Source organism: Pseudomonas sp. NFACC46-3, assembly GCF_900114515.1.
Taxonomy (GTDB): domain Bacteria; phylum Pseudomonadota; class Gammaproteobacteria; order Pseudomonadales; family Pseudomonadaceae; genus Aquipseudomonas; species Aquipseudomonas fluorescens_Q.
Genome location: NZ_FOTH01000032.1, coordinates 1 through 18151 on the forward strand (window position 1 = coordinate 1; position 18151 = coordinate 18151).

Annotated in this window: 18 protein-coding genes and 1 pseudogene; 7 read left to right on the forward strand and 12 right to left on the reverse strand. The window is 60.9% G+C overall.

The window, feature by feature from the left end:
• Window positions 1–537 (reverse strand): carbon starvation CstA family protein (locus BM300_RS24455; RefSeq protein ID WP_305882572.1); only part of this gene is annotated, 537 nt, incomplete at its 3' end.
• 157 nt (window positions 538–694) lie between these two features.
• Between BM300_RS24455 and BM300_RS24460 the strand changes: the two genes are divergently transcribed.
• Window positions 695–1051, forward strand: a complete 357-nt coding sequence (locus BM300_RS24460; protein WP_063324284.1) for a PilZ domain-containing protein — start codon at window positions 695–697, stop codon at window positions 1049–1051.
• Window positions 1052–1295: 244 nt separating this feature from the next.
• Here the strand turns inward: BM300_RS24460 and radA are convergent, their stop codons facing one another.
• The 3 genes from radA to katB all read right to left on the reverse strand — a co-directional run bounded on the left by radA (window position 1296) and on the right by katB (window position 4947).
• A complete protein-coding gene (radA, locus tag BM300_RS24465) occupies window positions 1296–2663 on the reverse strand; it encodes a DNA repair protein RadA (RefSeq protein ID WP_003185644.1) in 1368 nt (455 codons plus the stop codon).
• A gap of 43 nt (window positions 2664–2706) precedes the next feature.
• Window positions 2707–3234, reverse strand: a complete 528-nt coding sequence (locus BM300_RS24470; protein WP_256572345.1) for an ankyrin repeat domain-containing protein — start codon at window positions 3232–3234, stop codon at window positions 2707–2709.
• Between the two features lie 171 nt (window positions 3235–3405).
• Entirely contained in the window at window positions 3406–4947 is a 1542-nt protein-coding gene (gene katB, locus BM300_RS24475) for a catalase KatB (RefSeq protein ID WP_092149863.1), read from the reverse strand.
• A 282-nt stretch (window positions 4948–5229) separates the two neighbouring features.
• Here katB and mscL point away from each other — a divergent pair, with 282 nt between their 5' ends.
• Window positions 5230–5643 carry a large-conductance mechanosensitive channel protein MscL gene (mscL, locus tag BM300_RS24480; RefSeq protein ID WP_003205779.1) on the forward strand — a complete coding sequence of 138 codons (414 nt, stop codon included), beginning with the start codon at window positions 5230–5232 and terminating at the stop codon, window positions 5641–5643.
• A gap of 20 nt (window positions 5644–5663) precedes the next feature.
• Here the strand turns inward: mscL and BM300_RS24485 are convergent, their stop codons facing one another.
• Entirely contained in the window at window positions 5664–6440 is a 777-nt protein-coding gene (locus tag BM300_RS24485) for a ferredoxin--NADP reductase (protein ID WP_092149866.1), read from the reverse strand.
• 292 nt (window positions 6441–6732) lie between these two features.
• On the opposite strand from BM300_RS24485, the gene BM300_RS24490 reads away from it, so the two are divergent.
• Together BM300_RS24490 and BM300_RS24495 are read left to right on the forward strand one after the other, a co-directional pair.
• Window positions 6733–7446 carry an autoinducer binding domain-containing protein gene (locus tag BM300_RS24490; protein WP_092149869.1) on the forward strand — a complete coding sequence of 238 codons (714 nt, stop codon included), beginning with the start codon at window positions 6733–6735 and terminating at the stop codon, window positions 7444–7446.
• A gap of 182 nt (window positions 7447–7628) precedes the next feature.
• Window positions 7629–8768: a methyltransferase gene (locus tag BM300_RS24495; RefSeq protein WP_092464221.1), complete on the forward strand. Its 1140-nt coding sequence runs from the start codon at window positions 7629–7631 to the stop codon at window positions 8766–8768.
• Window positions 8769–8829: 61 nt separating this feature from the next.
• Here BM300_RS24495 and BM300_RS24500 read toward each other — a convergent pair whose 3' ends face one another.
• The 3 genes from BM300_RS24500 to BM300_RS24510 are packed head-to-tail and all read right to left on the reverse strand — an operon-like array spanning window position 8830 to window position 11453.
• A complete protein-coding gene (locus BM300_RS24500) occupies window positions 8830–8994 on the reverse strand; it encodes a DUF2474 domain-containing protein (RefSeq protein WP_092464223.1) in 165 nt (54 codons plus the stop codon).
• Window positions 8995–9005: 11 nt separating this feature from the next.
• Window positions 9006–10013: a cytochrome d ubiquinol oxidase subunit II gene (gene cydB / locus BM300_RS24505; RefSeq protein ID WP_092464225.1), complete on the reverse strand. Its 1008-nt coding sequence runs from the start codon at window positions 10011–10013 to the stop codon at window positions 9006–9008.
• A 3-nt stretch (window positions 10014–10016) separates the two neighbouring features.
• Complete coding sequence (locus tag BM300_RS24510; protein WP_092149874.1) at window positions 10017–11453, reverse strand: cytochrome ubiquinol oxidase subunit I; 1437 nt, start codon at window positions 11451–11453, stop codon at window positions 10017–10019.
• Window positions 11454–11987: 534 nt separating this feature from the next.
• Between BM300_RS24510 and BM300_RS24515 the strand changes: the two genes are divergently transcribed.
• Window positions 11988–13226, forward strand: a complete 1239-nt coding sequence (locus BM300_RS24515; RefSeq protein WP_092149880.1) for an MFS transporter — start codon at window positions 11988–11990, stop codon at window positions 13224–13226.
• Here the strand turns inward: BM300_RS24515 and BM300_RS24520 are convergent.
• The 3 genes from BM300_RS24520 to BM300_RS24530 are packed head-to-tail and all read right to left on the reverse strand — an operon-like array spanning window position 13223 to window position 16943.
• Complete coding sequence (locus BM300_RS24520) at window positions 13223–15424, reverse strand: xanthine dehydrogenase family protein molybdopterin-binding subunit (protein WP_092464227.1); 2202 nt, start codon at window positions 15422–15424, stop codon at window positions 13223–13225. The genes BM300_RS24515 and BM300_RS24520 overlap by 4 nt on opposite strands.
• On the reverse strand, window positions 15424–16425 hold the full coding sequence (locus BM300_RS24525) for an FAD binding domain-containing protein (RefSeq protein WP_092348838.1): 1002 nt from the start codon (window positions 16423–16425) through the stop codon (window positions 15424–15426). Before BM300_RS24525 ends, BM300_RS24520 begins: the two co-directional genes overlap by 1 nt.
• Window positions 16422–16943, reverse strand: a complete 522-nt coding sequence (locus BM300_RS24530) for a (2Fe-2S)-binding protein (protein ID WP_092224959.1) — start codon at window positions 16941–16943, stop codon at window positions 16422–16424. The genes BM300_RS24525 and BM300_RS24530 overlap by 4 nt, the downstream gene beginning before the upstream one ends.
• Before the next feature lie 205 nt (window positions 16944–17148).
• On the opposite strand from BM300_RS24530, the pseudogene BM300_RS31475 reads away from it, so the two are divergent.
• Both BM300_RS31475 and BM300_RS24540 read left to right on the forward strand, forming a co-directional pair.
• A pseudogene (locus BM300_RS31475) lies at window positions 17149–17220 on the forward strand (Killer protein); the annotation flags it as partial.
• A gap of 15 nt (window positions 17221–17235) precedes the next feature.
• Entirely contained in the window at window positions 17236–17523 is a 288-nt protein-coding gene (locus BM300_RS24540; RefSeq protein ID WP_092149894.1) for a HigA family addiction module antitoxin, read from the forward strand.
• Between the two features lie 6 nt (window positions 17524–17529).
• On the opposite strand, the gene BM300_RS24545 is transcribed toward BM300_RS24540, so the two are convergent.
• On the reverse strand, window positions 17530–18096 hold the full coding sequence (locus BM300_RS24545; RefSeq protein ID WP_092149897.1) for a DJ-1 family glyoxalase III: 567 nt from the start codon (window positions 18094–18096) through the stop codon (window positions 17530–17532).
• Window positions 18097–18151: the final 55 nt, after the last annotated feature.

The window sequence follows — 18151 nt, forward strand, 5'->3', positions numbered from 1 at the left end:
CGCGAGGATGATGATCATGATCAGGAAGCAGCCGAACAGAGCGATGGTGCCAGGGACACGGCCCATTTCTTCACGGACCATGTCACCCAGGGACCGCCCGTTGCGGCGGGTGGACAGGAACAGGACCATGAAGTCCTGCACCGCACCGGCCAGCACCACGCCGGCGATCAGCCAGAGCGTGCCGGGCAGGTAGCCCATCTGCGCCGCCAGCACCGGCCCGACCAGCGGCCCCGCGCCGGCAATGGCCGCGAAGTGGTGGCCGAAGAGAATGTGTTTGTTGGTCGGGACGTAGTCCAGGCCATCGTTGTTGAGCACGGCGGGGGTGGCCCGGCGCGCATCGAGTTGCATCACGTTGTTGGCAATGAAGAGGCTGTAGTAGCGGTAGGCAACCAGGTAGATGGCCACGGCTGCGACGACGATCCATAAGGCGTTGATCGCCTCGCCTCGACGCAATGCCACGACGCCCAGGGCGCACGCTCCTACGACGGCCAGCAGTAGCCAGGGTAGATGGCGCAGCAGGCTATTATTGTTTTTCATTTTTATATTCCAGCCAGGGTGACAAGAAAGACAGCCATTGGAGTTTAGCGCTAACCCGGGCAAAGGCCATACCCGACATTCGTCTGTCGGCGGCCGAACGGTGACGATGCCCCGTCAGTTGGGTCTATAGTCAGTGAATCTCCAGAGGGAATGCGTAATGAGCGAACGTCGCCGCTTCGTACGAGTTGACTTCAATGCCAGGACCGAGCTGAGCCAGGGCCCGTTCATCTGGCCGGTAGAGTTGCTGGATCTGTCCCTGAAGGGGTTGCTGATCAAGAAACCCGAACCCTGGCTTGGCGATATCGAGCGACCCTTCATGGCCGATATTCATTTGAGCCCTGATGCTGAGATCAAAATGGAAGTTCGTTTGGCCCATGATGACCATGGTCACCTGGGCTTCGCCTGCGAGCACATTGACCTGGACTCCATCGCACACCTACGCCGGCTGGTAGCGCTGAACGTGGGCGATCAGGACGAGTTGGAGCGGGAGTTGGCGGCGTTGATCCATATCTGAATCAACGCCGATCCCTTGTTTGATCGTTCCCACGCTCTGCGTGGGAATGCCGCCAGGGACGCTCCGCGTTCCGATTCTGGAGTGTGACGCAAAGCGTCACGGGATGCATTCCCACGCGTGGGAACGGTCGGTACCTGACACACCGAGTTGTTAGGTTTTAGGGCTGCTGCGCAGCCCAACGGGGATAAATCCCCTCGCCTCAGATAAGTCCATTCTCACAAAGGGCCTTGTACAGCCTTTAGGGTTATTCGAACAACGCATCCAACGCCTGTTCCAGGCGTGTCACGGCAATGATCTGCAACCCCGGTGGTGCTTCCTTCGGCGCATTGCCCTTGGGCACGATGGCGCGCTTGAAGCCGTGCTTGGCCGCTTCCTTGAGCCGCTCCTGGCCACTGGGCACCGGCCGTACTTCCCCCGACAACCCCACTTCACCGAACACCAGTAGATCATGGGGCAGCGGCCGGTTGCGCAGGCTGGACATGACCGCCGCCATCAGCGCCAGGTCGGAGGCGGTCTCCAGTACCTTGACCCCACCGACCACGTTGAGAAAAACGTCCTGGTCGTGAGTCGGAATCCCACCGTGTCGATGCAGGACGGCCAACAGCATCGCGAGCCGATTCTGGTCCAGGCCCAAGGTGACCCGGCGCGGGTTCGCCAGGTGGCTGTCGTCCACCAGCGCTTGCACTTCGACCAGCATCGGCCGGGTGCCTTCCCACGTTGCCATGACCACGCTACCAGGGACTTCTTCCTGGGCACGCGTCAGAAAGATCGCCGAAGGGTTCGAGACTTCTTTAAGGCCCCTGTCGGTCATGCCGAACACACCCAGTTCGTTGACAGCGCCAAAGCGGTTCTTCACTGCTCGCAGCAAACGCAGGCGTCCGTCGGATTCGCCTTCGAAATACAACACGGTATCGACCATGTGCTCCAGCACACGCGGCCCCGCCAGTGCGCCTTCCTTGGTGACGTGGCCTACCAGGAAAATCGCCGTGCCGCTCTGCTTGGCGTAGCGCACCAGCAACGCCGCGCTTTCGCGCACCTGGGACACGCCGCCCGGGGCCGATTGCAGCTGTTCGGTAAAAATGGTCTGGATCGAGTCGATCACCATCACCTTGGGTTTTTCCAGGCGCGCCGTGGCGATGATGGTCTCGATGCAGGTCTCGGTCATGACCCGCAACTGGTCCTGGGGCAAGCCCAGGCGCCGGGCGCGCATGGCGACCTGTTGCTGGGATTCTTCGCCAGTGACGTACAGCGCCGGCATGCGGGTGGCGAGGTTGCACAAGGTTTGCAACAAGATGGTGGACTTGCCGATGCCCGGATCGCCGCCGATCAACACCACCGAACCGTCTACCAGGCCGCCGCCGAGCACGCGGTCCAGTTCACCGGACGCGGTGGAGAAACGCGGGATTTCCTCAACGCTGACTTCGGCCAGGGTCTTGATCTGCGCCTGCTGGCCGGCCCAGCCCGTGCGACCGGTGGGTGCCGCCGCACCGCCGCTTTCCACCATGGTTTCGGTCAGGGTATTCCAGGCCCCGCATTCGCTGCACTGGCCGGCCCATTTGGGAAAGGTCGAGCCGCACTCGGTGCAGCCGTACATGCGCTTTGCCTTGGCCATCTGAACTCCCGGAGAAAAACCGCGATGATAGCCCAGGCAGTGGCTAGCGCGGGGCCGGCATTCTGATTTCACCCTTCGCCAGCCCCACCGGGGTATTGCCCAACGGGTCCTGGGCCTGCAGATCCGCCCCCTTGGCCTTCAAGGCATCGAGCAATTCATCACGCTTGAACAGACCGGCGTACATCGCCGCGGTCTGCCCGGCACCGTTGCGTTGGTCCGGGCTGCAATCGGTGGACAGCAAACGACGCGCAATCTGCACTTCACCCTTGAAAATCGCCCCCATCAGCGCCGTGTTACCGCGTTTGTCCTGGGCACAGGCATCGGCGCCAGCGGCCAGCAGCCGCTCCACCGCTGGGCCGTGGCCGTGATAAGCCGCCAAGATCAGCGCGGTGTAGCCCTTTTCATCCTGGGTATTGAGCGAATAACCGGCCTCGATAAAAGTCTCGAGCATCGGCACATCGCCGCGGCGAGCGGCGTCGAAGTAATAGTTTTGCAACTGTTCCTGGACCGCAGCCGGCTCCGTGGGCATTGGTTGATCGGCCAGTACACTGACAGACCAGATCGCAAGCATCGATAAAAGTAATTTACCCATCGTGACGTCTCCTCTGGCATATGACTGCAGGGCCATGGTTGTGGGAGCAAGGCTTGCCCGCGATGCAGACAACGCAGTCTGGTTTCAGCCCCCTGCGCCTGCTTCGCGAGCAAGCTTTGCTCCTACAGGTTGTGCACCTGCCGGCGGTGGTCAGTCGCTCAGTTTTTCCGCCAGAGCCTTGACCCGGGCCAAGTCACCTTTGGCGACACGAGCCACGCCGGTGCCGTACTCAGGGTCAGCCTTGTAGAGGAACGACAGGATGATGTGCTTGCTCTCGTCATCGGTGGTCGCCAAAGAGCCGCCGAAGCTGTCGATCAGGTCATCACGCTCTTTCTTGCTGAACGAACGATACAAATCACCGGCCTGCTTGAAGTTCTGCTCACGCTGGATCTTCGCCTGCTGGGTGCTACCGCTCAGCGCGGCCTGGCTGTAGCGTGCCGATTGCGGTTCTTCACGCGGCGTCAGGCGGCTCGGCTGATAATTCACGCCGGTGCTGGTGCTGCCTGGGTTCATCGCGCCGTCCTGGTTACCGTTGTTCACCGCCACTTTGGGGGCATTGATCGGCAGTTGCAGGGCATTGGCGCCTATGCGGTACATCTGCGTATCGGCATAGGAAAACACCCGTCCTTGGAGCAGGCGGTCCTCGGAAGGCTCGATGCCTGGCACCAGATTCGCTGGCGCCATCGCCACCTGCTCGGTTTCCTGGAAGACATTCGCCGGATTGCGGTTCAAGACCATTTGCCCGACTTTGCGCTCAGGCACACCCGGCCAGATCTTGGTCGCGTCCAGTGGGTCGAAGTCAAACTTGGCAAGGTCCTGTGGATTGAGCACCTGGACGTACAAGTCCCACTTCGGGAAGTCGCCCTTATTAATATGATTCACCAGATCATTTGTCATATGGCTGTAATCTTGACCCTGAACTTTCACAACTTCTTTCGGATCGAGATTTTTCAGGCCCTGCAAACTTTTCCAATGAAACTTCACGTAGTGAACTTCACCCTTGGCGTTAACCAGTTTGTAGGCATGTACACCGTTACCGTCCATCTCGCGGTAACTGGCCGGTGTCCCGGAGTTGGAATACAACTCGGTCAGGGTGCGGGTCGATTCTGGAACATGGGAGAAGAAATCGAAGCGACGTGAATCATCGTCCAGATTGGTCCGAGGGTCGGGTTTGAAGGCGTGGACCATGTCCGGAAACTTGATGGCATCGCGGATGAAGAAGGTCGGAAAGTTGTTACCTACCAAGTCCCAATTACCGTCGGCGGTGTAGAACTTCGTGGCGAAACCACGGGGGTCGCGCAGGGTTTCCGGCGAATGATTGCCGTGCACCACGGCAGAAAAACGTACGAACACTGGCGTGACCTGGCCTGCGGCAAAGACCTTGGCCTTGGTCAGATCGCTGAGATCGTCGGAAACCGTGAAGGTACCGTGGGCGCCGGTCCCGCGGGCATGCACCACGCGCTCGGGAATGCGCTCACGGTCAAAGCGCTGGAGCTTCTGGATCAACTGCACGTCTTGCAGCAAGGTCGGGCCGTTGGGGCCTGCCGTTTGCGAGTTCTGGTTGTCGCCGACAGCCGCGCCGTTGTCCCGGGTCAGGGTGGCCGCGTTGACAGACAAGGACAAAAGGCTCGCGGTCAGCACAAAAAAAGCGCGGCGATGGGAATAAGCCCCGTGGCCAAGGGAAGTGTTCATAGGCGTGTTCCTCTGATGTTATAGAGCGCATCCATGTGCGCCATCCAGAGGCTAGTGCCCGAAAAAGGAAAACCTAAATAGAAATGCCGTACCGCGTCGATAGAAAAAACGTTGTGGGGTGCCAGGCTGAAACCGCGTATCACGCGCGATTGATGGCACTTTGAAAACTTTTCACCCAGGACCAGGTCGATAATTGAAGCTTTGTAGGCAGGCGTTTCGAGCAGGACTCGTTGGGCTGATTTACACTGCCAGTCATCTTTCATTTGTTACAAGGAATAGCTCATGGGCGTGCTAAGCGAGTTCAAGGCCTTCGCGGTCAAAGGCAATGTCGTCGACATGGCCGTCGGGATCATCATCGGTGCCGCTTTCGGCAAAATCGTTTCGTCATTCGTTGGCGACGTGGTCATGCCTCCCATCGGCCTGCTGATTGGTGGAGTGGATTTCAGTGACCTGGCCATCACCCTCAAGGCCGCCCAGGGTGATGCGCCTGCCGTGGTACTGGCCTACGGTAAATTCATCCAGAGCACCATCGACTTCATCATCGTGGCGTTCGCCATTTTCATGGGCGTCAAGGCGATCAACCGCCTCAAGCGCGAAGAAGCCGTAGCCCCCAGCGCGCCTCCTGTCCCGACCAAGGAAGAACTGCTGCTGAGTGAGATTCGCGATCTACTCAAGGCCCAGAACGAGCGGCCCTGAGGCAGTCAGTCACTGACAGCCTACCAGTAGTTTTCCACCGCCACCTGGCCCGGCCGACGGGTCAGGCTCAGTTGCAGCCCCCTGGCCTTGAGCAACTTGCGCGTGTCATCGATCATCTGCGGATTGCCGCACAGCATCACTCGCGAATGCTCCGGCGCCAGCGCTGCGCCGGCCGCCCGCTCCAGCTCGCCATTTTCAATCAGCGTGGTGATCCGCCCATTGAGCGCCCCCGGATGCTGCTCACGGGTGACGGTCGCAATGAAACGAAACTTGTGAGCGTACTCGGCCAGGTAGTCGCGCTGGGGCAGTTCCTTGATCAGCGCCTGATACGCCAGCTCCTGCGCCTCGCGCACGCTGTACACCAGGATGATCCGCTCGAATTTTTCCCAGGCCTCGAAATCCTGGAGGATAGAAAGAAACGGCGCCACACCCGTCCCAGTAGACAGCAACCACAAATCCCGACCATCGACAAAGCGATCCAGCGTCAGGTAGCCGAAAGCCTGGCGATCCACCAACAGTTCGTCCCCCGGCTGCAGGCGGCTGAGCTCACTGGTGAACTCGCCATCGGGAACCACGATGGAAAAGAATTCGAGGAACTCGTCGAACGGCGAAGACACCATGGAATACGCCCGCCAGACGGTGGTTCCATCCGCCCTGACGACCCCCAGCCGGGCAAACTGACCCGCCCGAAAGCGAAAGCCTCGATCCCGGGTCGTGCGCAAAGTAAACAAATGAGACGTCAACGGCTGGACATCGAGCAGGGTTTGGCGGGTGAACTTCTCTGCGCTGTCGGTCATGAGCCACTCCAATGGGACAAGACTTGCAGTGTCCCGCAAAGCGAGCGTCTCCACCACCGATGACGAGTAATGGCACTTTAGCCACAAACAGCGTCTGACCATCAAAATCTTTTACTTAACTTATACAAAACTCACAAAACTGTAAAAAAACCAACTAAAAAGTTTAGCTTCTTAAACATTTCAAAATGTAAGCAAACTAAAAAAAACTCACTACCAATTAAGAATAGTCCTACACTCAAATTTCGCATCATGGATTGGATCCGCATGGACGAATCAAACCCAGGAGAGAGCGATGGACAAGTGGAAGGACTTGTTATTGAGGAAGTTATCCTACGAGAAGGACCTGCAGACGGCCTATCGTCTGGTCCTGAATTTCTTTAACAATCAGGGATTTGAATATTGCGCATTTGCAACCTATCTAGGAAGCCCCGACAAGCACACTAGCAAGGTGAACCTGAATAACTACCCTTATGGATGGGACAGACTTTATGAACAAAATGGCTATGCGTCGAACGATCCATTAGTAGCACATTGCAATCAATCACCACTCCCCATCTTGTGGGATGAGACTGTTTTTGCTCAAGCCCCCAAGTTATGGAGAGAACTTAATCGACAGGGACTCAAGTATGGCTGGACCCAAGCCGTTCATGATGACAAAGGGGCACGTTGCAGCCTGTTCAGCCTGGCTCGGTCCCATTGTCCCATTGATATCGAGGAGCACTATGCAAATCTCGGCTACGCCATCTTCGCCAGTCAAAAGCTGCACGCACTCGCCAGCAAAAAACTGTCTGACGCCCTGGCAGTCCAGCCCAAATGCCACCTGTCACCCAGGGAGATCGAAGTGTTGAGGTGGTCTGCCGAAGGCAAGACCGCGTCGGAAGTGGGCAGGATTCTCTGTCTTTCCGAACGAACCGTGAATTTCCATGTATGCAGTTGCATGCGGAAACTGAACGTCAGCAATAAAATTTCAGCGGTGGCAAAAGCAGCCCAAATCCATGTGATCTGAACAGTGGAGTGACACCACCCGGCTGAAAAACCCGCGAGTAATGTGCAACAAAAAAACGTACCATTTACGGTCCCACTTGAATGATGCCGCTTCTTGCACGCGACGCCGTTCATTCAGGCGGTCCCGCCCAGACACCTACCTCCAGGCAGCGGGACATTCGTTGATCTCCAGAGTCCCCAGCCATGCCCCTGCTCGACAGCCCCTTCGCCCAACTCGACCTGATCCGCCAACCCGAACAGCAGAACGAACCACTGCAAGCCTTCGATGCGGCCGATGAATACCTGCTCGCGTACCTGGCCGAACAACAGCCAAGCAAGCAGACTCGGGTCCTGGTGCTCAATGATGGCTTCGGTGCCCTGGCGGCCAGCCTGGCCGGCAAGGTCGATGTCACCAGCAGCGGTGACTCCTTCCTCGCGTTGCAAGCACTGGAGAAAAACCTGGTGCGCAACGGCCGCCCCTTCGATGCGGTGCCGACGTTGCCCGCCAGCGCGCCACTGACTGGCCCATTCGATCGTGTCCTGGTCAAAGTACCAAAAACCCTGGCCCTGCTGGAGGAACAGCTGATTCGCCTGCAAGGCCAACTGGCACCAGGTGCCCAGGTGATCGCCGGGGCCATGATCAAGCACCTGCCCCGGGCCGCTGGCGATTTATTGGAGCGGTATATCGGCCCGGTGCAGGCCTCCCTGGCGGTAAAAAAAGCGCGGCTGTTGATTGCTACGCCACAACCCGGCGCTTCACAAGGCAGTGCGCCGATCGTATCGCCCTACCCCACGCGTTACCGGCTGGACGAGCCCAAGATCGAGCTGCTCAACCACGCCAATGTGTTCTGCCGCGAAGGCCTGGACATCGGCACCCGCGCGTTCCTGCCACATCTGCCGAAAAACCTCGGGACGGCCCGGGTCGCGGACCTGGGATGCGGCAACGGTGTGCTGGCCATCGCCAGTGCCCTGCAAAACCCCGAGGCCCATTACACCCTGGTGGACGAGTCGTATATGGCCGTGCAATCGGCCGCCGAGAATTGGCGTGCGGCCCTGGGCGAGCGCGAAGTGACCCTGCGGGCCGGTGATGGCCTGGCCGGACAAGAGGCGCAGTCACTGGACGTGGTGCTGTGCAATCCGCCCTTCCACCAGCAGCAAGTGGTGGGCGATTTCCTCGCCTGGCGGATGTTCCAGCAGGCTCGCGAAGCACTGGTGGTGGGCGGCGCGCTGTACATCGTCGGCAACCGGCACCTGGGTTACCACAGCAAACTGGCGCGATTGTTCCGTGGTGTCGAGCAAGTGGCCGCCACGCCGAAGTTCGTGATCCTCAAAGCCCGCAAATAAATCGTCCCCTGCGCAAGCAAAGCTTGCTCGCGATGCAAGCACCTCGGCTCCCACAGGGCAATCAGTAAGTGGTCAGGCCCGCGGCATTCATGAACATCCGCATCAGGCTGGCAACGATGAACAGCGCCAGCACACTGCCGGCCCAGATCAGCGCCAGCCAACCGAGCCGCTGCCAGAGGGGCTTGCGCTCGGCGGCCTCGATGTCCTTCAAGTCAGGTTTGCCCATGCTCGACGCCCTCAATGGTAACCGTCGTCATGGGTCACCTTGCCGCGGAACACGTAGTAACTCCAGAAGGTGTACACCAGGATCAACGGAATGATGAACAGTGTGCCCACCAGCATGAAACCCTGGCTCTGGGGCGGTGACGAAGCGTCCCAGATCGAGATGGACGGCGGCACGATGTTCGGCCACAGACTGATGCCCAAGCCGCTGTAGCCGAGGAAGATCAGCACCAGCGTCAGGATGAAGGGCATGTAATTGGCGTTGCGCGCCACGGCGCGGAACAATCCATACATGGTCACCAGCACCAGGATCGGCACCGGCAGGAACCAGAACAGGTTCGGCAGGGTGAACCAGCGGGCCGCAATGTCCGCATGGGCCAGCGGCGTCCAGATGCTGACGATGCCGATCACCGCCAGCACCACGAACGCCAGCGGCCGGGCCAAGTCATGCATCTGTTCTTGCAATTTGCCCTCGGTCTTCATGATCAACCAAGTGCAGCCGAGCAGCGCATAGGCGGCGATCAACGCCAGGCCACAGAACATCGCGAATGGCGTGAACCAGCCCAGGGAGCCGCCGACGAACTGGCGATTGACCACCTCGAATCCGTCGATGAACGCCCCCAGCGCCACACCCTGGAAGAAAGTGGCCGTCAGCGAGCCACCAATGAATGCCTTATCCCAGAGGTGACGCTTCTCAGCCTTGGCCTTGAAGCGGAATTCGAAGGCCACGCCGCGGAAGATCAGGCCGATGAGCATCAGGATCAACGGCAGGTACAGCGCCGAAAGCACCACCGAGTAGGCCAGCGGAAACGCTCCGAACAGCCCGGCACCGCCCAGCACCAGCCAGGTTTCGTTACCGTCCCAGACCGGTGCCACGGTGTTCATCATCACGTCGCGGTCGCGCTCGCCCTTGACGAAGGGGAAGAGAATGCCGATCCCCAGGTCGAAGCCGTCCATGATCACGTACATCATGATGCCGAAGATGATGACCACGGCCCAGATCAGCGGAAGATCAATACCCATGATTCAATTCCCCTTGTTCGAGCGTTGGTTATGGTCCATGTCGTCGCCGTCATCGGCGGCCGACAATGGCCGGGCCGGCGTACGTTTCTGACCCGGGCCACCGTCGCTCGGCTCGGTTTCGTGGGCCTCCGGCCCCTTGCGCACCAGACGCATCATGTAACTCAGGCCGGCGCCGAACAGCGCGAAATACACCACGACGAACAGCACCAGGGTGATGCTCATCTGCGCGAAGCTGTGGCCGGACGAAGCATCGGCCGTGCGCATCAAGCCATAGACCACCCACGGCTGGCGGCCGATCTCCGTGGTAAACCAGCCGGCCAGGATCGCGACCAGACCGGACGGCCCCATCCACAGCACCATGTAGAGAAACGGCCGGGATTGATAGATCCGATCGTTGCGGCGCAGCCACAGGCTGCACAGCCCAGTGAAAATCATCAGCAAGCCGAGGCCGACCATGACCCGGAACGACCAGAACACGATGGTCGAGTTCGGTCGGTCCTCAGGCGGGAATTCCTTGAGGGCCGGCACCTGCTTGTCCAGGCTGTGGGTCAGGATCAGGCTGCCCAGGTAAGGAATTTCCACGGCGTACTTGGTTTTTTCCGCTTGCATGTCGGGCCAGCCGAACAGGATCAGCGGGGTCGGTTCATTACCGACGTTTTCCCAGTGGCCTTCGATGGCGGCGATTTTCGCCGGTTGATGCTTGAGGGTGTTCAGGCCATGGAAGTCGCCGATGACCGCCTGTATCGGCGCCACCAGCAAGGCCATCCACATCGCCATCGACAGCATCCGGCGGATGGCCGGGGTATCGCGACCGCGCAGCAAATGCCAGGCCGCCGACGAGCCAACGAAGAACGCTGTGGCCACGAACGCCGCCGTGGACATGTGCAGCAATCGATAAGGAAACGAAGGGTTGAACACCACCGCCAGCCAGTCCACCGGGATCACCCGGCCGTCGATGATTTCGTAACCCTGGGGGGTTTGCATCCAGCTATTGGAGGACAGGATCCAGAAGGTCGAGATCAAGGTGCCGATCGCCACCATGACCGTGGAAAAGAAATGCAAACCGCGGCCGACGCGATTCCAGCCGAACAGCATCACGCCAAGGAAACCCGCCTCGAGGAAAAACGCCGTGAGCACCTCGTAGGTCAGCAACGGCCCGGTCACCGCACCGGCGAAGTCCGAGAAACGGCTCCAGTTGGTGCCGAACTGATAGGCCATGACCAACCCGGACACCACGCCCATGCCGAAGTTGACGGCAAATATCTTCGACCAGAAGTGGTACAGGTCGCGGTAGGTGTCGTCGCGGGTCTTGAGCCACAAGCCTTCGAGTACCGCCAGGTAACTCGCCAGGCCGATGGTGATGGCCGGGAACAGGATGTGGAACGAAATGGTGAACGCGAACTGGATTCGGGCGAGATCGAGCGCCTCCAAACCGAACATAAGTCTTCCTCTGTCAGGTAAAACCGGCTGCGGGCGGGGCTTGCACCAGCCTCCAGGGATATGGAGTGCGATGCTTTTCAAATCGTTCTTTTTTTAAAACCGTCACAACGCAGGACGCTGGCCGGATGGCCGCCAACCCAACGCCCCGAAAGGCATTGATCTGAATCAAGCAATGATCAAAGAGTAGCCGCATTCTCGTCGATGAACGGCGTGGTCGTTTGTCGCGTGACAGGTTGTCTCAGTGCGGGGCGCAGAAGCTGCCGCTGGTGGAAATCCTTTGTGGCGAGGGGATTTATCCCCGTCGAGTGCACAGCACTCGCCAATTTCATCGTCGGCGAAATCTTGGGGGCCGCTTCGCGACCCAGCGGGGATAAATCCCCTCGCCACAATAGTCCCCTCGCCACAAGTCCCCTTGCCCCAGAAATCGTGCATTGTTCCGGATCGATGTTTGGCTAACTATTTTTTCCGCCCGACGTAATTTCCAGTTACAGCTCGGCGATAATCGCGTGGCCTTCCTCACCGGACCCGCCCCAGATGCCCAGCCAAGCGCCGCTGCTGCTCCGTCACCATCGTCCCTTCATCGCCTTCTGGCTGGCCCGGATATTCACCGCCAGTGGCTTCCAGATGCTCACCGTGGCCATCGGCTGGAACCTCTATCAACTGACCGGCAACGTCCTGGACCTTGGCCTGGTGGGGTTGGTGGAGTTTGCCCCGCGCGTGCTGTTCATGCTCCACACCGGGCATGTGGCCGACCGTTATGACCGCCGCAAGGTGGCGGCCATCTGCCAGACATTGCAGGCGATGATTGCCTTGGCGCTGGTGATCGGCAGCGCCACTGACAACGTCACGCGGGAGATGATCTTCATCCTCGCCTTCCTGCTGGGCGCCGCCCGCTCCTTCGAAATGCCCACCACCCAGGCGCTGCTGCCGAGCATCGTGCCGGCTGCGCTGTTTCCCCGTGCCGTGGCCGCCGCGCAATCGGCCCAGCAGTCGGCCACCATCGTCGCCCCGGCGCTCGGCGGCTTGCTCTATGCCTTTGGCAGTGTCTGGGTCTATGGGCCGACGGTGCTGCTCTACATCATCGCCTGTTGCCTGATGCTCAACCTGCCGGCCCGGCAGACGCCACTGAACAAAGGCAAGGCGACGCTGGATTCGTTGTTGGCCGGGATTCGCTTCATCCGCAGTCGCCCGGACATTCTCGGGGCGATCTCCCTGGACCTGTTCGCGGTGTTGCTCGGCGGCGCGACGGCGTTGCTGCCGGTGTTTGCCAAGGACATCCTGCTCACCGGCCCCTGGGGCCTGGGTCTGTTGCGCTCGGCACCGGCGGTCGGGGCCTTGCTGATGTCGCTGTGGCTGGCGCGGTTTGCCGTGGAGCGCAAAGTCGGCCGGGTGATGTTCACGGCTGTAGGCGTGTTTGGCGTCGCCACCATTGCTTTCGGCCTCTCCACCTCGTTCTGGTTTTCCCTGGCGGTGCTGGTGGTGCTGGGCGCGGCGGACATGATCAGCATGGTGATCCGCGCCTCCTTCGTACAACTGGAAACACCGGATGAAATGCGCGGCCGGGTCAGTGCGGTGAACGGGCTGTTCATCGGCGCCTCGAACCAGTTGGGCGAGTTCGAATCCGGCCTCACCGCCCACTGGTTCGGCACGGTGCCGGCGGTGGTCATGGGCGGCGTCGGTACGCTGCTGGTGACCGGGACCTGGATCAAGCTGTTCCCGACCCTGGCCAACCGTGACCGGATGCACGAACCCGTGGATGAAGCAAAAGCCTAGAGCAACTTGTCGAGGGTGATGGGAAAGTCCCGCACCCGCTTGCCGGTGGCGTGGTAAATCGCATTGGCCACCGCCGCGGCCACCCCGACGATACCGATTTCACCCACGCCCTTGGACCCGAGCGCATTGACGATCTCGTCATGTTCCTCGACGAAAATCACCTCAATGTCGCCAATGTCGGCGTTAACCGGCAGGTGATACTCGGCCAGGTTGTGGTTCATGTGGCGACCCAGGGCGTGGTCCGTCAAGGTTTCTTCGTGCAAGGCCATGCCGACGCCCCACACCACGCCACCGAGAATCTGGCTGCGGGCGGTTTTCGGGTTGATGACCCGGCCGGCGGCGATGGCGCTGACCACACGATTGACCTTCACCGCCCCCAGGTCTTCGTCCACCAGCACCTCGACAAACACCGCCGAGTGAGTGGCCGTGGCGTAGGCCTGGCGTTTTGCATCCGGCTCGGCAGTGACCTGGGCTTGCAACGGCGTCTCGCCGCTTTTCTGCGCCAGCTCCGCGAGCGCAACGCTCGCTTCGCCGAGCCGCAGCTGACCATCGACAAACGTCACTTGCTCAAGGGTCGCGCCACTGAAGGCCGGACATGCCTGGCGAGCCACGGCCAGGAGTTTTTCCTTCAGTGCTTCACAGGCCTGCTGTACGGCGGTGCCTACCGACGATACGGTGAACGAGCCGCCCTGCAGCGGCGCGCTGGGCAGCGATGAATCCCCCAGGACAAACGTGACGTCCTCAAGGGAAACGCCTGACGCCTCGGCAGCGATCTGGGTCATGACCGTGTAGGTCCCGGTGCCGATGTCAGTGGTGGCGCTGCTGACAGTCAGCTTGCCATGGGTATCCAGCGACGCCTGGGCGCTGGCCTTCTGCTGCATGGCTTCCCACACACCACCGGCCATGCCCCAACCCACCAGTTGCCGGCCTTCACGCATGCTGCGCGGTTCCGGGTTGCGCTTGTCCCAGCCGAAACGATGGGCACCTTGGGCATAGCACTCACGCAGTTCCTTGCTGGAATACGGCTTACCTTCGTTCTCGTTGCGTTCGGCGTAGTTGATCAAGCGCAGCTGGATCGGATCGATCGCCAGGGCACAGGCCAGTTCATCCATGGCGCACTCCAGGCCAATCAAGCCGAGGGCGGCACCGGGGGCGCGCATGTCCAAGGGTGTGTAGACGTCCAGCGGCACCAGTTTGTAAGTCAGCTCGACGTTGTCGCAGTGATAGAGCATGCCGCTCCACTCCACCACATGCTCGGTGAAGTCCTCGAAGCGCGAGGTCTGGCCGATAGCGCTGTGCGCCACAGCCAGCAAGCGACCGTTGGCCGCCGCCCCCAACTGTACGCGCTGGAGGGTTCGCGGACGATAGCCAAAGGTGAACATCTGCTGGCGCGTCAGGCTGACCCGCACCGAGCGCTTGAGGGCCAGTGCCGCCATCACGGCCAACGGCAATTGATATTGCGGGCGCAGCCCGGAACCGAAGGCGCCGCCGACAAACGCGGCAAACACCCGCACCTGTTCTTGCTCCAGGCCGAAGACCTTTTGCACATAGGCCTGGCAGTTCTGCGTGCCTTGGGTCTTGTCGTGGATGTGCAGGGTGCCGTCAGGCTGATACAGCACGGTAGAGGCGTGTGGTTCCATCGGGTTGTGGTGTTCGACCGGCGTGCTGTAGGACACATCCACGCTGAGCGCGGAGCTGGCGTACTCGCCCTGAAAATTCCCACGAGGCTTGGGCAGTTCGGCCGGTGCCGGATGGGCGTCATATTGCAAGGTGATCAGATCGGTCTGATGCGCCTCGGCGTCGTATTCGATTTCAACCAGCGAACCGGCATACCGGGCCAGCTCAAGGTTTTCCGCCACCACCAGGGCCAGCGGCTGGCCGCTGTAAAGCACTTGGTCGTTGTACAACGGCCGGAACGGCGAGCCGTCCGCCGCATCGGCATCCTGGTAGGGCTCGTCGTAGCTGGCGATCCTCGGCCGGTTGGTGTGGTCGATGACCGCGACCACGCCGGGCAGTGCCAGGGCTCGGGACGCATCGATGCGCACTACACGACCACGGGCGACCGTACCGGAGACGACGCTGCCGTGCAGCAAGCCGTCCTCGGGGTATTCAGCGGCGTAACGGGCCTGGCCCGTCACCTTGAGCAGGCCGTCGACCCGGTCGAGGGGTTGCCCTATGGATTTGCTCGGAGCGTTCATCAGGCGTGTCCTCCCTGGGGTGCGCAACCCAATGCGGCGTCACTCAAGGCACGGACAATCGCCCGGCGCGCCAGTCTGACTTTGAAGCCGTTGTGCTCCAGCGGCTCGGCGTTTTGCAGCAGCGCGTCGGCAGCGGCGGTAAAGGTTTCGCGGCTGACGGCCTGCCCGGTCAGCCAACTCTCCACGGCCCGGTCGCGCCACGGTTTGTGCGCCACACCTCCCAGGGCCAGGCGCGCCTGGCGAATCACCGGCCCATCCAGTTCCAGCGCCGCCGCCACCGACACCAGCGCAAACGCGTAGGAGGCGCGGTCACGGATCTTCAAGTAGTGGCTATGCTCGGCAAAACCGACGGCAGGCAATTCGATAGCGGTGATCAGCTCATCGTCGGCCAGTTGATTGTCCCGTTCCGGGGCGTCGCCGGGCAGGCGATGGAAGTCGGCGAACTCGATGGTCCGCGCCCCGCCCCGCCCCAGGACATGGACCACCGCCTCCAGAGCGGCCAAGGCCACGCACATGTCGGAGGGGTGGGTGGCGACACATTGATCGCTGGCACCGAAAATCGCGTGGATCCGGTTCAAACCGCTCCGGGCCGGGCAACCGCTGCCGGGCCGGCGTTTGTTGCACGGTACGCTCGCGTCATAGAAGTAATAGCAGCGGGTGCGTTGCAGCAGGTTGCCGCCGGTGCTGGCCATGTTGCGCAGTTGCGGCGAGGCACCCGCCAGGATGGCCTGGGCCAGCAGCGGATAGCGGCGCTCGATCCACGGGTGCCAGGCCAGGTCGGCATTGCTCACCAGCGCACCGATCATCACCCCGCCGGAAGGGGTTTCACTGAGGTCCGCCAGGGGCAACCCGGTGATGTCGATCAGGTGCTCGGGACGGGTGATGTTTTCCTTCATCAGGTCCAGCAGGTTGGTGCCGCCGGCGATGAAGCGGGAAACCGGGCTCGACAGATCGACGGCCGCCTGCACGGTGTCGGGCTTGCTGTATTGGAAGGGATTCATTGATCACCTCCCTGCCGGCAAAGTGGCAGAGCCTCTTCAATGGCATCGCGAATGTTGGTGTAGGCGCCGCAGCGGCACAGGTTGCCGCTCATCAACTCGCTGATCTGCCCACGGGTCTTCGCCCGACCCTCGTTGGCCAAGCCCACCGCCGAGCAGATCTGCCCCGGCGTGCAATAGCCGCACTGGAACGCGTCATGGGTGATGAACGCCTGCTGCATGGGATGCAATCCGTCGTCACCGGCAAGGCCTTCGATGGTGGTCAACTCGGCGCCGTCGCACATCACCGCCAAGGTCAGGCAGGCATTGATCCGCTTGCCATCGCGCAACACCGTACAGGCGCCGCATTGGCCGTGGTCGCAGCCTTTCTTGCTGCCCACCAGGTCCAGTTGCTCACGCAGCAGGTCCAGCAAGGTAGTCCAGGGCAACACCTGCAGTTCATGCACCTGGCCATTGAGTGTCAGATGGATCGGATGACGGACGAAGGACGCCTGCGTCGCTTCGGACAGGGTCGCGCTCATGGAACACCTCACGGTTGGTCGTACTCGCGGCGTTTTGGAAAACCGCCGTCATAAGGGGTACGACTTCAGGGTGAGGCGAAGCGTTCAAGGCAATTTCGACGCTCCACAAAGCCTTGTAAACCGCAGGATGCACAGATTCGCCTGGCATGTGCGGTATAAAAATACCGCTTCAAGTGTAATGTATCGCCTTACACTCGATCCCATGGGAAACTGGCGAATCATTTTTCGCTTCATCGGGTCCGATATCGAACTGGTCGATTATCTGGACTACCACTGATCAGGAGGCTGGAACATGCCCATGCACAATCCGCCACACCCAGGCGAAACCTTGCGGTTGGACGTGCTGCCCGAACTGGGTATCACCGTCACCGAACTGGCGCGACACCTGGGTTTCGCCCGGCCTCATCTTTCCCGGATCTTGCATGGTCATGCGCCCGTCAGCCCCGACCTGGCTGTGCGCCTGGAGCGTGCCGGGATCGGCAAGGCCAGGGTCTGGCTGGGCGTCCAGACCGATTACGATTTGTGGCAAGCCGAGCAGCGCGTGCAGCCTGTGATTGAACCTTTCCCACAACACGCTTGATGTCCGTCAGGCCAGCAACTCCGCCGCCACCACGCTCCTCACGCCCTTGCCACTGAGTTGTTCCACCAACGTCAAGGCAAATGCCAGGGCGGCGGCCGAACCCTGGGCCGTGATGCAGTTGCCATCCACCACCACGGGTTGATCGACAAAGCTGCAACCAGACAGTTGCTGGCTCACCGCCGGCAGGCAGGTCATGCGCCGCTGGCGCAGGACGCCAAAGGCCTGTAGCGCCAGGGCCGGGGCTTCGGCGATGGCGGCGAAAAACCGTCCGGTGGCGGCCTGGTCCTTGACCAGCTGTTGCAGCGGCTGATGGTTTGCCAGGTGTTGGGCACCGATGATGCCGCCGGGCAGAACGATCAGGTCGAAATCCTGCACAAGCATGTCCACCAACATGCCATCGGCGGTCAGGCGCGTGCCGCGGGCACAGGTGAGCATCCGCCGCCCTTCGATGCTTGCCACCACCACTTCGATCTGCGCTCGACGCAGCACGTCGATCAGGGTGACTGTCTGCAGGTCATCGACACCTTCGGCGACCGTAATCAGGGCTCGAGGCAGCTTGGTTCCAGGCATCATGGGCGCGCTCTCCGATGGGGTGGTTCCTGAAGCCTAGTCAGGTTTGCCGGGCCGC

Bases quoted from the DNA above. Each gene is read 5' to 3' on its own strand.
- BM300_RS24460 (WP_063324284.1), top strand. From the start codon at position 695: ATGAGCGAACGTCGCCGCTTCGTACGAGTTGACTTCAATGCCAGGACC.
- radA (WP_003185644.1), bottom strand. From the start codon at position 2,663: ATGGCCAAGGCAAAGCGCATGTACGGCTGCACCGAGTGCGGCTCGACC.
- BM300_RS24470 (WP_256572345.1), bottom strand. From the start codon at position 3,234: ATGCTTGCGATCTGGTCTGTCAGTGTACTGGCCGATCAACCAATGCCC.
- katB (WP_092149863.1), bottom strand. From the start codon at position 4,947: ATGAACACTTCCCTTGGCCACGGGGCTTATTCCCATCGCCGCGCTTTT.
- mscL (WP_003205779.1), top strand. From the start codon at position 5,230: ATGGGCGTGCTAAGCGAGTTCAAGGCCTTCGCGGTCAAAGGCAATGTC.
- BM300_RS24485 (WP_092149866.1), bottom strand. From the start codon at position 6,440: ATGACCGACAGCGCAGAGAAGTTCACCCGCCAAACCCTGCTCGATGTC.
- BM300_RS24490 (WP_092149869.1), top strand. From the start codon at position 6,733: ATGGACAAGTGGAAGGACTTGTTATTGAGGAAGTTATCCTACGAGAAG.
- BM300_RS24495 (WP_092464221.1), top strand. From the start codon at position 7,629: ATGCCCCTGCTCGACAGCCCCTTCGCCCAACTCGACCTGATCCGCCAA.
- BM300_RS24500 (WP_092464223.1), bottom strand. From the start codon at position 8,994: ATGGGCAAACCTGACTTGAAGGACATCGAGGCCGCCGAGCGCAAGCCC.
- cydB (WP_092464225.1), bottom strand. From the start codon at position 10,013: ATGGGTATTGATCTTCCGCTGATCTGGGCCGTGGTCATCATCTTCGGC.
- BM300_RS24510 (WP_092149874.1), bottom strand. From the start codon at position 11,453: ATGTTCGGTTTGGAGGCGCTCGATCTCGCCCGAATCCAGTTCGCGTTC.
- BM300_RS24515 (WP_092149880.1), top strand. From the start codon at position 11,988: ATGCCCAGCCAAGCGCCGCTGCTGCTCCGTCACCATCGTCCCTTCATC.
- BM300_RS24520 (WP_092464227.1), bottom strand. From the start codon at position 15,424: ATGAACGCTCCGAGCAAATCCATAGGGCAACCCCTCGACCGGGTCGAC.
- BM300_RS24525 (WP_092348838.1), bottom strand. From the start codon at position 16,425: ATGAATCCCTTCCAATACAGCAAGCCCGACACCGTGCAGGCGGCCGTC.
- BM300_RS24530 (WP_092224959.1), bottom strand. From the start codon at position 16,943: ATGAGCGCGACCCTGTCCGAAGCGACGCAGGCGTCCTTCGTCCGTCAT.
- BM300_RS24540 (WP_092149894.1), top strand. From the start codon at position 17,236: ATGCCCATGCACAATCCGCCACACCCAGGCGAAACCTTGCGGTTGGAC.
- BM300_RS24545 (WP_092149897.1), bottom strand. From the start codon at position 18,096: ATGATGCCTGGAACCAAGCTGCCTCGAGCCCTGATTACGGTCGCCGAA.